Source organism: Bacteroides sp. AF34-31BH, from assembly GCF_003602795.1.
GTDB classification, from domain to species: domain Bacteria; phylum Bacteroidota; class Bacteroidia; order Bacteroidales; family Bacteroidaceae; genus Bacteroides; species Bacteroides uniformis.
In genome coordinates this window covers 46,523-59,292 of sequence record NZ_QTLV01000004.1, presented here as the reverse complement: position 1 = coordinate 59,292, position 12,770 = coordinate 46,523, and the positions used below count along the sequence as shown (strand labels likewise).

Annotated in this window: 11 protein-coding genes; 7 read left to right on the top strand and 4 right to left on the bottom strand. The window is 49.4% G+C overall.

Features of this window, described 5'->3' with window-relative positions; genetic code table 11:
* Nucleotides 1-14: 14 nt before the first annotated feature.
* Nucleotides 15-1,205, bottom strand: a complete 1,191-nt coding sequence (locus tag DWZ67_RS08270) for a glycosyltransferase family 2 protein (RefSeq protein ID WP_120138565.1) — start codon at nt 1,203-1,205, stop codon at nt 15-17.
* A 247-nt stretch (nt 1,206-1,452) separates the two neighbouring features.
* Complete coding sequence (locus DWZ67_RS08265; RefSeq protein ID WP_044467296.1) at nt 1,453-2,655, bottom strand: BamA/TamA family outer membrane protein; 1,203 nt, start codon at nt 2,653-2,655, stop codon at nt 1,453-1,455.
* Nucleotides 2,656-2,814: 159 nt separating this feature from the next.
* On the opposite strand from DWZ67_RS08265, the gene DWZ67_RS08260 reads away from it, so the two are divergent.
* The 7 genes from DWZ67_RS08260 to nqrF all read left to right on the top strand — a co-directional run bounded on the left by DWZ67_RS08260 (nt 2,815) and on the right by nqrF (nt 10,387).
* A complete protein-coding gene (locus DWZ67_RS08260) occupies nt 2,815-4,215 on the top strand; it encodes a C1 family peptidase (protein WP_117680791.1) in 1,401 nt (466 codons plus the stop codon).
* A 220-nt stretch (nt 4,216-4,435) separates the two neighbouring features.
* On the top strand, nt 4,436-5,785 hold the full coding sequence (locus tag DWZ67_RS08255) for a Na(+)-translocating NADH-quinone reductase subunit A (protein WP_005828312.1): 1,350 nt from the start codon (nt 4,436-4,438) through the stop codon (nt 5,783-5,785).
* Between the two features lie 53 nt (nt 5,786-5,838).
* The gene (locus DWZ67_RS08250) at nt 5,839-7,008 is read left to right on the top strand and encodes an NADH:ubiquinone reductase (Na(+)-transporting) subunit B (RefSeq protein ID WP_005828314.1); all 1,170 of its coding nucleotides are present in this window, start codon (nt 5,839-5,841) and stop codon (nt 7,006-7,008) included.
* 14 nt (nt 7,009-7,022) lie between these two features.
* Nucleotides 7,023-7,712: a Na(+)-translocating NADH-quinone reductase subunit C gene (locus DWZ67_RS08245; protein ID WP_044468080.1), complete on the top strand. Its 690-nt coding sequence runs from the start codon at nt 7,023-7,025 to the stop codon at nt 7,710-7,712.
* Nucleotides 7,713-7,716: 4 nt separating this feature from the next.
* Nucleotides 7,717-8,355, top strand: coding sequence for an NADH:ubiquinone reductase (Na(+)-transporting) subunit D (locus tag DWZ67_RS08240; protein ID WP_005836455.1), 639 nt, complete (start codon nt 7,717-7,719; stop codon nt 8,353-8,355).
* Between the two features lie 113 nt (nt 8,356-8,468).
* Nucleotides 8,469-9,095: an NADH:ubiquinone reductase (Na(+)-transporting) subunit E gene (gene nqrE, locus DWZ67_RS08235; RefSeq protein ID WP_005828321.1), complete on the top strand. Its 627-nt coding sequence runs from the start codon at nt 8,469-8,471 to the stop codon at nt 9,093-9,095.
* Between the two features lie 17 nt (nt 9,096-9,112).
* Nucleotides 9,113-10,387: an NADH:ubiquinone reductase (Na(+)-transporting) subunit F gene (nqrF, locus tag DWZ67_RS08230; protein WP_016272690.1), complete on the top strand. Its 1,275-nt coding sequence runs from the start codon at nt 9,113-9,115 to the stop codon at nt 10,385-10,387.
* Nucleotides 10,388-10,651: 264 nt separating this feature from the next.
* Here the strand turns inward: nqrF and DWZ67_RS08225 are convergent, their stop codons facing one another.
* Nucleotides 10,652-11,884 (bottom strand): DNA recombination protein RmuC, encoded by a 1,233-nt coding sequence (locus tag DWZ67_RS08225; protein ID WP_044468078.1) that lies wholly within the window; start codon nt 11,882-11,884, stop codon nt 10,652-10,654.
* A gap of 21 nt (nt 11,885-11,905) precedes the next feature.
* Entirely contained in the window at nt 11,906-12,760 is an 855-nt protein-coding gene (gene map, locus DWZ67_RS08220) for a type I methionyl aminopeptidase (protein WP_005828329.1), read from the bottom strand.
* Between the last annotated feature and the right edge of the window lie 10 nt (nt 12,761-12,770).

The window sequence follows — 12,770 nt, the reverse complement described above, 5'->3', positions numbered from 1 at the left end:
TTACAGTATTAGTTTCATGCCCTTCTGGCCTTCTCCCATGCGCCGCTTGCATTGCCTATGCGCTTGTGCAGGTAGTTGAATCCTCGTATGACGTTGACGTTCATGAAGAGGAAATAGTAGGGGATGAAAAGTATCTTGTTTTTTATATGCTTCATTGAAAGGTAGTACCCCCAACTTCCCATGAGGTAGAAAAGAGCTTGTAACAGCCAGATGATGGCATACAGTAATGGCGTGCTTGTCGTAAAGATGAGAATTGTGTTGAGGGGAAGCAATAGGAACAATAGGATAGGAGTGAGCGACCAGCGCAGCACCCGGTGGGAAATATATTGGAAACAGAATGTGCCGTAACGGAATGGGTTGAGCAGCGGACGCAGCCGCCAGATGGATTGCAAGCCCCCGGCAGCGATGCGCACCTTGCGCTTTTCTTCTTCGCGCATGTCTGCCGAGCCGCTTTCTACGGCATAGGCATTGGCACAATAGGCAATGGTGTGTCCCTGCATGACGATGCGCAGGGAGAGTATGAAGTCGTCGAGCAGCGTATCTGTCTGCATTTCCTCGAACAGCTCGCGGCGCACGGCAAACAGTTCACCCGCTGCGCCTACTGCCGAATAGAGGCGTGCGTCGAGCGCTTTGAGGGTGGATTCGTATTTCCAGTATAGCCCTTCTCCCCCCGAGGCAGCATTGTCCTTGCTTTGCACGGCGATACGTTTTTCGCCTGCCACGCATCCCACTTTAGGGTCGGTGAAGGCGTGCACTATCTCCCGCAGGGCTTCGCGGTTGAGGTGAGTATTGGCATCGGTGAACACGACAAGGGGCGTTTCTACGAAATGTATACCGCGGTTCAGGGCGGCTGTCTTGCCTTGGCGTTGGGGTTGGTGGAGGACGATGGCTTGCGGCCAGTGGGAGAGGCGTTCGTTGGTATGGTCGTTGCTGCCGTCGGTCACCCAGAGGATGCGTAGCTTGTCGGCGGGATAATCCAGCTCCAGGCAGTTGCGCATTTTTTCATCCACTACATCTTCTTCGTTGTAGGCGGCGATAAATAGCGTCAATGGGGGTAAAGCATCGTCGGCAGGCATCGGACGGGGCGCAGGCTTACGGAAACATTCTTTTATCTTGACCAGGATATATAATAGTATACCATATCCTATATAAGTATAGAACACTATGAATAAACTTATCCAGAAGAGTACTTCAAAGGCTTTCATGTATCCGCTCGTTTGCTTTCTTTTTTGATAAAAAGAAATGTGATTGCCAAAAGTATGGATAATCTTTTACCGATGCAAGAAAAAGAAAAGAAAAATAAAATGTTTGTTTCTCAAGGTGTTCCGATGTTATAAGGAAGTGGGCTTCCTATAGAGGTGAGCTTGAATAACCTTGTGAGTGAGAGGCGATTAAAGGCTTTCAATCATCATTCTCCATAGGAAAGGGATGGGCAGGTAGGCAGGGCGTTACTCAAAACGCTTCTGTCATATTGAAGTAAAACAACATCTGGTTGTTTACCGTGTTTTTGCCTAAATCCAGGCGGACGTTCATGCGTGGCTGTACCTCAATGCGCAGACCTACACCATAGTTGGGCAGTACACCCTCTATCTTGCCGGGAGTGGGGCCCATGAAGCCGCAGCCGGTCCAGGCTACAAACCCTATGTGGTTGAGCATCCGCTTCAACCAAGTGCTGCGGTCGGTATTGAGCATCTGTCTGTACTCCGCCATGACCACATGCGAGGACTTGTCGCGATATTGCCCCATGTAGTAGCCGCGCAGGTCGAAAGGCGTTCCGGTGAGGGCATATTGCGTCAGAGGGACGTCGCCGAACACGTTCTTGGTTTGTGCCGTCCACGCAAGTACCCTGCGCTTGCCCAGTGACTTGTATTGGCGGTAGTCTATCTCCAGGCGGTAGAAGGTCTGGTCGCTGCCGATGAACTTGGCGTACATCATGCCGCGGAAATCCAGATACATGCCACGGTAGGCGTTGGCTGGGACGTCACGGCTGTCGTATGTCAGCAGGAAACCGAGGCCGGAGTTGAAGTTGTTATAGCCATTGGCCGTACCGCCTGCTTCTTTGTACGAAGGTTCGTCCACCAAGAACTTGCCGGGCTCCGTCAAGTGGTCGTAATTGATGTCGATTTGAGGTCCGGCAAAGATATTGCTGTTGCCCAGTCGGAAAAGGAACCAGGGGTTGATTTGCACGCCGCTGTACCGGTATTTGCTGGTACTGTCGCTTCGTACGTAATCTTTATTGGTATTATAGCCGATGCCGTAAAAGTTTTCTTCCGTATTTTTATAGCTGAACTTTCCGAAGATACGGAAACGGTCGCCCTTAAAGAAGAGTTGCGGTTTGGAGAAGAGATTGATGCCACCGTTGAACATGAAGGCGATGGCCATGGGCACTACGGAGCGCAGCTGCGTGGTGTCGCTGGGGTTCATGCGGAAGGTCATCAGGGCGCTTCCTCCCAGCACGGCACCGAAGTCGGGGGTGTAGCTGGGTCCGCCCAGAATATTGTAATGCAGATTCCGGCGCGCTACCTTTTGCTTGCGTAGTTCTTTTTTTGTCAGTGCAGGAACGCTGTCGTTTGTGGCGGCCGCAGTCTGTTCCTGGGCATAAAAGGTGGTGGCGAACAGCACCAGTGCGATAATGCTTAGTATATATCTTTTCATGTCGTACGAAATGTGGGTGCAAAGGAAACTATTTTATCCCGAATAGTTTTCACTGTAATAGATAATAAATCTAAAGATGTCACTAAAATTATCAAAAAAGACATTACTTTTGTCTGCTTCACGAAGCAAGACATCAATAACTAAAAACACATAATCTGAATGAAGAAACGATTTTTATCTGTAATTGTTCTGAGTGCCGCACTGTTCTCTGTGCAGGCACAAGAGGGAAAGGGGGGTATCAGCCCCGAAATGCTTGGACAAATCAAGCAAAGTTATCAAGGCACGGCTGCCGACAAGGCGCTCCGCAATGCCATAGGCAATAATGACATCCGTAAACTGGCACTCAACCAGGAGAATATGCAGGGCATGGATACCCACTTCTCCATCAAGGTAGAATCCAAAGGCATCACCGACCAGAAGTCGTCTGGCCGCTGCTGGCTGTTTACGGGGCTGAATGTGATGCGTGCCAAGACTCTTGCCGAATACGGTTTTCAGTCTTTCGAGTTCTCCGAAGTCTATCCCTTCTTCTGGGACCAGTTGGAGAAGGCAAACCTCTTCTTGCAAGGCATCATCGACACCTCCAAGAGTCCCCTGACTGATAAGACCGTAGAATGGCTCTTCCAGCATCCGCTGAGCGATGGGGGTACCTTTACCGGTGTGGCCGACATTGTTTCCAAATACGGCCTTGTTCCCAAAGATGCCATGCCCGAAACAAACAGCAGTGAAAATACCTCCCGCATGGCCAACCTCATCTCTCTGAAGCTGAAAGAGTATGGTCTGCAACTGCGTGACATGGCTGCCGCCGGTGCCAAGCCCGAAGCTCTGGAGAAGGAGAAAACTACGATGCTCGGAACCATCTACCGCATGCTGGTGCTGAACCTCGGTGTACCTCCCACGGAGTTCGACTATGTCCGCCACGATGCCAAGGGTAATCCTGTGGAGACAGAGCATCACACTCCCATGTCTTTCCTTGAGAAATATGGAGACAAACAACTGCTGACCAACTACGTAATGCTGATGAACGACCCCAGTCGCGAGTATTACAAGTGCTATGAAATAGACTATGACCGCCACCGTTACGACGGCAAGAACTGGACTTATGTCAACCTGCCCGTAGAGGACATCAAAGAGATGGCCATTGCCTCCTTGAAGGACAGCACCATGATGTACTTCTCTTGCGATGTGGGCAAGTTCCTGAACTCCGAACGCGGTCTGCTCGATGTGAAAAACTATGACTACGAATCACTGATGGGCACCACCTTCGGGATGGACAAGAAGCAACGTATCCAGACTTTCTCCAGTGGCTCTTCCCACGCCATGACCTTGATGGCCGTTGACTTGAACAAAGACGGAAAGCCCGTAAAGTGGATGGTAGAGAACAGTTGGGGAGCCGCTTCCGGTTATCAGGGACATCTCATCATGACCGACGAGTGGTTCAATGAATACATGTTCCGTCTGGTAGTGGAGACAAAGTATGTTCCCGCCAAAGTGATGGAACTGTTTAAACAAAAGCCCGTCCGCCTGCCGGCATGGGACCCGATGTTCGCTGAAGAAAAGTGATGATAAGGATTAGGGGTTAGGGATTAAGGATTAGTGGGCTGCACTATGATTCCGCAGGGTATTAATCCCTAATCCTTAACCCCTAATCCTTGTTCTCGTGTTCGTTAACGAAAGGGATTACGGAAATTTCTCCGTAATTCCTTTCTTTTTTACTCTTTATTCACGTTCTTTTTTGCTACTTTTGCGGCAAATTAATGAAACCATTATTTTAAATAAACGCATGGCAAATGTAATTAAGTTACGTAAAGGCCTTGACATCAACCTGAAAGGCGCTGCTGCCCAGGAACTTGTGTCTGTTAAGGAACCGGGATTCTATTCGCTGGTTCCCGATGACTATACAGGCATCACTCCGAAAGTGGTGGTCAAAGAGCAGGAATATGTGATGGCCGGGGGACCCTTGTTTATCGACAAGAATCATCCTGAATTGAAATTTGTTTCGCCCGTTAGCGGCGTAGTGACAAGCGTGGAGCGTGGTGCACGCCGCAAGGTGCTGAACATCGTCGTAGAGGCTGCCACTGAGCAAGACTATGAGGAATTCGGCAAGATGGACCCGTCCAAGATGAGCGGCCAGCAAGTAAAAGAAGCTCTTTTGCAAGCAGGTATGTTCGCTTTCATCCGCCAACGTCCGTACGACGTTATCGCTGATCCGACGGTAACTCCGAAAGCTATCTTCATTTCGGCTTTCGACAGCAATCCGCTGGCTCCCGATTTTGAATTCGCGCTGAAGGGAGAAGAAGCAAACTTCCAGACGGGACTCGACGCTTTGTCAAAGATGGCAAAGACGTATCTGGGTATTAGTGTAAAACAAAAGTCTGCTGCTCTTGTGCAGGCAAAGAACGTTACCGTAACAGCTTTCGACGGACCACATCCGGCAGGCAACGTGGGTGTACAGATTAACCACATCTCTCCGGTAGTGAAGGGTGAAACGGTCTGGACCATCAGTGCCGAAGCCGTACTCTTCATCGGACGTCTGATGAATACCGGTCGTGTGGACATGACCCGTACGGTGGCTGTAACGGGTTCCGAAGTGTTGAAACCCGCTTATTGCAAGCTGAAAGTCGGCGCTCTGTTGACGAACGTTTTCAAAGGTAACGTGACTACCGACAAAGACCTCCGCTACATCAGCGGCAACGTGCTGACCGGTAAGAAAGTTTCTCCGAACGGCTTCCTCGGCTCTTTCGACAGCCAGCTGACCGTTATTCCCGAAGGAGATGAAATCCATGAAATGTTGGGTTGGATTATGCCGCGTTTCAATCAGTTCAGCGTCAACCGCTCTTACTTCAGTTGGTTGATGGGCAAGAAGGAATATGTGATAGATGCCCGTATCAAGGGTGGCGAACGTCACATGATTATGTCCAACGAATACGACCGTGTGTTCCCGATGGACATCTTCCCCGAATATCTGGTGAAAGCAATCATTGCAGGTGATATCGACCGTATGGAGGCTCTGGGTATCTACGAAGTAGCTCCTGAAGACTTCGCTCTCTGCGAATTCGTATGTTCTTCCAAGGTGGAAGTGCAGCGCATCGTACGTGCAGGACTCGATATGCTTCGTGCCGAAATGGCATAATCGGGGCATATGGCAAATCGTAAAATGTAAATCGTAAAATCGTAAATATATTAATGAAAGCGTTAAGAAATTATCTCGACAAGATAAAGCCGAACTTTGAGGAAGGCGGCAAATTCCACGCATTTCGTTCGGTGTTTGATGGCTTCGAAACATTCCTGTTCGTGCCCAATGCCACTTCGAAATCGGGAACGCATATTCACGACTCCATTGACAGCAAACGCATCATGTCGATGGTGGTCATTGCGTTAGTACCGGCACTGCTGTTCGGTATGTATAACGTAGGTTACCAGCATTTCCACGCTACCGGTGCTGCCGGAGGCTTCTGGGAAATGTTCATCTACGGTTTTCTGGCTGTATTGCCAAAAATCATTGTATCTTATGTAGTAGGTCTCGGCATTGAGTTCGTAGTGGCTCAGTGGAAGAAGGAGGAGATTCAGGAAGGTTTCCTGGTTTCCGGTATCTTGATTCCGATGATTGTTCCGGTAGATTGCCCGCTGTGGATTCTGGCGGTGGCTACTGCATTTTCTGTAATTTTTGCTAAGGAAGTATTCGGTGGTACGGGTATGAACGTGTTCAACGTAGCTTTGATTACCCGTGCATTCTTATTCTTTGCTTATCCTACGAAGATGTCCGGTGATGCCGTTTGGGTATCGGGCGACAGTATCTTCGGTCTGGGACAGTCGGTAGATGGTCTGACGGTAGCTACTCCGTTGGGTGCAGCCGCTACCTCGGGCGCCGTTCCGGAGTTCTCCTGGGACATGGTGACCGGCCTTATTCCGGGTTCTATCGGTGAGACAAGCGTTATCGCCATCGCTCTGGGTGCCATTCTGCTGTTGTGGACGGGTATTGCAAGCTGGAAGACGATGTTCTCCGTATTCGTAGGCGGTGCCTTCATGGCATGGGTGTTCAATGCAATCGGTCCCGACACTCCGATGGCACAGATGCCTTGGTACGAACACCTCGTGCTGGGTGGTTTCTGCTTCGGTGCCGTGTTCATGGCTACCGACCCCGTTACATCGGCACGTACAGAGACCGGTAAGTATATCTTCGGATTCCTGATTGGTGCCATGGCTATCATTATCCGTGTGCTCAACCCCGGTTACCCCGAAGGTATGATGCTTGCCATCCTGCTGATGAATATCTTCGCTCCGCTGATTGACTATTGTGTGGTACAGGGCAACATCAGCCGTCGCGAGAAACGTGCAATCAAGTCTAACAATTAAATACCGGAAAAGAAATGAATACCAATAGTAATAGTTATACTATCATTTATGCTTCGGTAATGGTTGTTATCGTTGCATTCCTGCTGGCATTCGTAAGTTCTTCCTTGCGCGAGACGCAGAACAAGAATGTGGAACTTGACACGAAGAAGCAGATTCTTGCTGCACTCAACATCAAGGACGTGAAGGATGCCGAAGCTGAATATAATAAATATGTAAAGGGCGATATGCTGATGAACGTTGACGGTACTCTGACAGAGAATACCGGTGCATTTGCTACCGCTTACGAGAAGGAAGCCAAAGAAAATAACCGTCTGCACGTATTCGTGGCAGAGGTTGACGGTGAGAAGAAATATGTATTTCCCGTTTACGGTGCCGGTCTTTGGGGCGCTATTTGGGGATATGTTGCACTGAACAGCGACAAGGATACCGTTTACGGTGTTTACTTCTCCCATGCCAGTGAGACTCCGGGTCTGGGTGCCGAAATTGCCAGTGCGCACTTCCAGGGAGAGTTCCCCGGCAAGAAAACGTTGGAGAACGGCGAGGTAGTCCTCGGTGTTGTGAAGAACGGCAAGGTAGAGAAACCTGACTATCAGGTGGACGGCATTTCCGGTGGTACCATCACTTCTGTAGGTGTGGATGCCATGTTGAAGGCTTGTCTGAGCAGCTACAAGAACTTTTTAACTAATAATAATGAGGAGGAATAAGAATATGGGACAATTGTTTTCAAAGAAGAATAAAGAAGTATTCTCTACTCCGCTGGGACTGAACAACCCCGTTACCGTGCAGGTATTGGGTATCTGTTCTGCTTTGGCTGTTACTGCCAAACTGGAGCCTGCCATTGTGATGGGTCTTTCAGTGACGGTGATTACAGCATTCTCCAATGTAGTGATTTCACTGCTGCGCAAGACGATACCCAACCGTATCCGTATCATCGTTCAGCTGGTGGTTGTTGCCGCGTTGGTAACTATTGTAAGTGAGATTCTGAAAGCTTTTGCTTACGATGTAAGTGTGCAGCTTTCTGTATATGTAGGTCTGATTATTACCAACTGTATCCTGATGGGACGCTTGGAAGCATTTGCCATGCAGAACGGTCCCTGGGAATCTTTCCTTGACGGTGTGGGTAATGGTTTGGGATATGCCAAGATTCTGGTAATCGTAGCCTTCTTCCGCGAGCTTCTGGGTTCGGGAACGCTGCTCGGTTTCAACATCTTGAACTATGAACCTCTGCAGAAGTTGGGCTATGTGAACAACGGCTTGATGCTGATGCCGCCAATGGCGTTGATTCTCTGCGCTTGCATCATCTGGTATCAGCGTGCACGTCACAAAGAATTGCAGGAAAAGCAGTAATAAATAAATGAAGAATGAAAAATGAAAGAATGAAAAATGGGCTGCTCTGCTGCAGTACAAGTTCTCATTGCTTTAATTCTTTAATTCTTTAATTCTTAATTTATCGAAGAGATATGGAACATTTAATAAGTTTATTCGTCCGCTCTATTTTTGTGGACAACATGATATTCGCGTTCTTCCTCGGTATGTGTTCTTACCTTGCCGTATCGAAGAATGTGAAGACTGCCGTAGGACTGGGTATCGCCGTAACTTTCGTGTTGGTGGTTACGCTTCCGGTCAACTATTTATTGCAGACCAAGGTGCTGGCTGCCAACGCAATCATTGAAGGCGTTGACCTCAGCTTCCTGAGCTTTATTCTTTTTATTGCTGTAATCGCAGCTATCGTTCAGTTGGTGGAAATGATTGTAGAGCGTTTTAGCCCTTCGCTGTATGCTTCACTGGGTATCTTCCTGCCGCTGATTGCTGTAAACTGTGCCATCATGGGTGCTTCCCTTTTCATGCAGCAGCGCATCACGCTGGGTGAGAGCGACCCGAAATTCATCGGTGGCATTGCTGATGCTGTCTCTTATGCGTTGGGCTCCGGTATCGGTTGGTTGCTGGCTATCGTAGGCTTGGCTGCCATCCGTGAGAAAATGGCCTATTCTGACGTTCCGGCTCCACTGAAAGGACTGGGCATCACGTTTATCACTGTAGGTCTGATGGCAATGGCATTTATGTGTTTCTCTGGTTTGAACATCTAAAAGAAAGGAATAAAACAATGGATATGAATATGATATTAGCAAGCATTGGAGTATTCCTCGTGGTTGTCATCCTGCTTGTTGTTATCCTGCTGGTTGCCAAGAATTTCTTGGTGCCTTCGGGTAATGTAAAACTGACTATCAATGGCGACAAGGAACTGGACGTAGCTTCCGGTTCTACATTGCTGAATACGCTGTCTGTAAACGGTGTGTTCCTTTCCTCCGCTTGCGGTGGTAAAGGTTCCTGCGGACAGTGCAAATGCCAGGTAATGGAAGGTGGGGGTGAAATCTTGCCTTCTGAGACTCCGCACTTCAGCCGTAAGCAAATACAAGATCACTGGCGTCTGGGTTGCCAGGTGAAAGTGAAAGGCGATATGGCCATCAAGGTTCCCGAAAGCGTACTGGGCGTAAAAGAGTGGGAGTGCGAGGTTATCTCCAACAAGAATGTGGCTACGTTCATCAAAGAGTTCATCGTTGCATTGCCCAAAGGCGAGCACATGGATTTCGTTCCGGGTTCTTATGCGCAGATTAAGATTCCTAAATATTCGATGGATTATGACAAGGACATCGACAAGAGCCTTATCGGTGATGAGTATCTGCCTGCATGGGAGAAATTCGGTCTGCTGGGCTTGAAGTGCCGCAATGACGAAGAAACCATCCGTGCTTACTCTATGGCCAACTATCCTGCCGAAGGCGACCGCATTATGCTGACGGTACGTATCGCTACGCCTCCGTTCAAGCCGAAAGACCAGGGACCGGGCTTCATGGATGTAATGCCGGGTATCGCTTCTTCTTATATCTTTACACTGAAACCGGGTGATAAGGTAACCATGAGTGGCCCTTACGGAGACTTCCATCCGATATTCGACTCCAAGAAGGAGATGATGTGGGTCGGTGGTGGTGCCGGTATGGCTCCGTTGCGTGCACAGATTATGCACATGACGAAGACACTGCACACTACAGACCGCGTGATGAATTACTTCTACGGTGCACGTGCATTGAATGAAGTGTTCTATCTGGAAGACTTCCTGCAGATTGAAAAGGATTTCCCCAACTTCAAGTTCCATCTTGCACTGGACCGTCCCGATCCGGCAGCCGATGCAGCGGGCGTGAAGTATACTCCGGGCTTCGTACACAACGTAATTTACGAGACTTACTTGAAAGACCACGAAGCTCCCGAAGACATCGAATACTACATGTGCGGTCCCGGTCCGATGTCGAAAGCTGTTGAGAAGATGCTCGACGACCTCGGTGTTCCGGCTCAGAACCTGATGTTCGATAACTTTGGCGGATAATCTTCCTTGTCCGTCTTGAGATAAAAAAAACTCCGGCTTGTCCTTCAGGGCTTTGCCGGAGTTTTTTGTTCGGGGCATTTCCTCTCTAATGAAAGAAAGTGGAGTGGATTCTTCGTCGCTTTTTCTTTATTCCTTGATATGAATCAGTGCATTTGCCAGAATGGCTGTTACTTCTCCGGTGGTAATTCCTGTTGACACAGACCTCGTATGAATGGTTCTTGGTGAAGGAGAATGCGGTCTTTCAGAGTTTTCATGTTGGATGTTTTATTGAATGTTATCGTTTTCCTCTTCTGTTTCTTCTTGAATGGTGTCTTTGGGCAGCAATCTTGGAGAAATGCGTTTCTTGGGAGTGAGGCTCATGCCTTTCAGCATTTCGGCCTGGCGTACTACACTGCCGTTACCGTCCGAGAGCTGGTTGAAGGCTTTATCGTAATCCCTTTGCAGGCTGGCCAGCCGGTCGCCGATACCGAGGAAGGTGTCGGTAAAGCCTGCGATTTTTTCATATAAGATGGTGCCGCGCTTGATGATGGCCTGCACATTCTTTACCTGGTTCTCCTTCTTCCAAAGGTCGAGCGAGAGGCGCAGGGCGCTAATCAGGTTGGTGGGGCTCATTAGTACCACCTTTTTGTTGTAGGCATATTCCCAGAGGTGGGCATCGCTTTGGATGGCGAGGAGGTAGGCACCTTCGGTGGGGATGAACATCATAACGAAATCCGGTGATTGGGCGTCGTAATGCGAGTAGTCTTTATGGCTGAGCTCGTCGATGTGGGAGCGGACAGATTGCAGGTGTGCTTTCAGGAAGTGTGCCTGCTCCTCCTTGCTTTCGGCAGAGGTGTAGGCAGCATAGGCAGTCAGCGACACTTTGGAGTCGATAATCATTTCCCGTTCGTCGGGGTATTTCACGATGATGTCGGGCTGCATCTTCTGCCCGCTTTCCTCGTTGATGATGGCTTCGCCCCGTTCGTCTTTTAGAAACTCCTGGCGGAAGTAGTGTTCGCCTTCAATCAGTCCGGAGGCTTGCAACAAACGTTCCAGAATCATTTCGCCCCAGTTGCCTTGCATTTTGGAGTCTCCTTTCAGGGCACGGGTCAGGTTGTTGGCATCTTCGCTGAGGCGGTTGTTCAGTTCCACCAGTTCCTTGATGCGTTCACCCAGCGAGAAGCGTTCTTTGGCTTCGGTGCTGTATACTTGTTCCACCTTTTGGCGGAAGTCCTTCAGGTTATCGCCCAGCGGACGGAGCAGATTGCCCAGGTGTTCGGCATTCAGCCTGGTAAAGTCTTCGGCTTTGCTCTGGAAGATACGGTTGGAGAGATTCTCGAACTCGGTGTTCATGCGCTTGTGCAACGCTTCGGCTTCTTCCTTCTGCAGCTTCAATAATTCTATTTCCTTCTTTGTCCCGCTGATTTCCGCCCTCAGTGCGGCAGACTTGCGGTCTGCCGCCAGATAGCCGACTACGGTTCCGATGATTATCCCTATAATCAGTAATACTATCTCCATAAGTGTTTTGAAGTGTCCGCCTTATTGTGTCAATATTTCGTTTCCGTCTTCAGTAATCAGGATTTGGCTTTCCCATTGGGCAGAAGGCAGTCCGTCGTCTGTGCAGACGGTCCATCCGTCGGCTTCGTCGATAAAGACTTCGTAGCTTCCCATGTTAATCATCGGTTCGATGGTGAACGTCATGCCCGGCACTATCAGCATGCCCGTACCACGTTTGCCGAAGTGTTCCACATCCGGTTCTTCGTGGAACTTGACGCCGCAGCCATGTCCGCAGAGGTCGCGTACCACGCTGTATCCGTTCTTTTCCGCATGCTCCTGGATGGCGGCGCCTACGTCACCGAGGCGTGCCCAGGGCTGTGCGGTCTGTATGCCTATGTCACGGCATTCTTTGGTGACCTGTACCAGTCTCTGCATGTCGGGGCTGACTTCGCCAATCATGAACATGCGTGATGCGTCGGCAAAGTAACCTTTGTAAATGGTGGATACATCGACATTTACAATGTCACCGCTTTTCAGGAATTCCCTGGTGCTGGGAATGCCGTGGCACACTACATCGTTGATGCTGGTGCACACACTTTTGGGGAAGCCTTCGTACATGAAGGGGGCGGGGATGGCGTCGTGGTCTGTGGTGAAGCAATACACCATATGGTCAATTTCGGCTGTGGACATGCCTTCGCGAATGTTCTCGGAGAGATAATCCAGCAGGGCCGTGTTGATTTTGGCGCTTGCGCGGATACCGGCCAACTGCTCCTCGGTGCGGAGTGCGCTTCGCATCGGCAGTTTATATCCTTCTTTCTTATAATGTTGAATTTTGGCTTCTACTTCGTCGGAATAGTTTTTAGGAGTAAACCGGACTCCTTTCATGAACTTTTTCATTGTCTTTTCT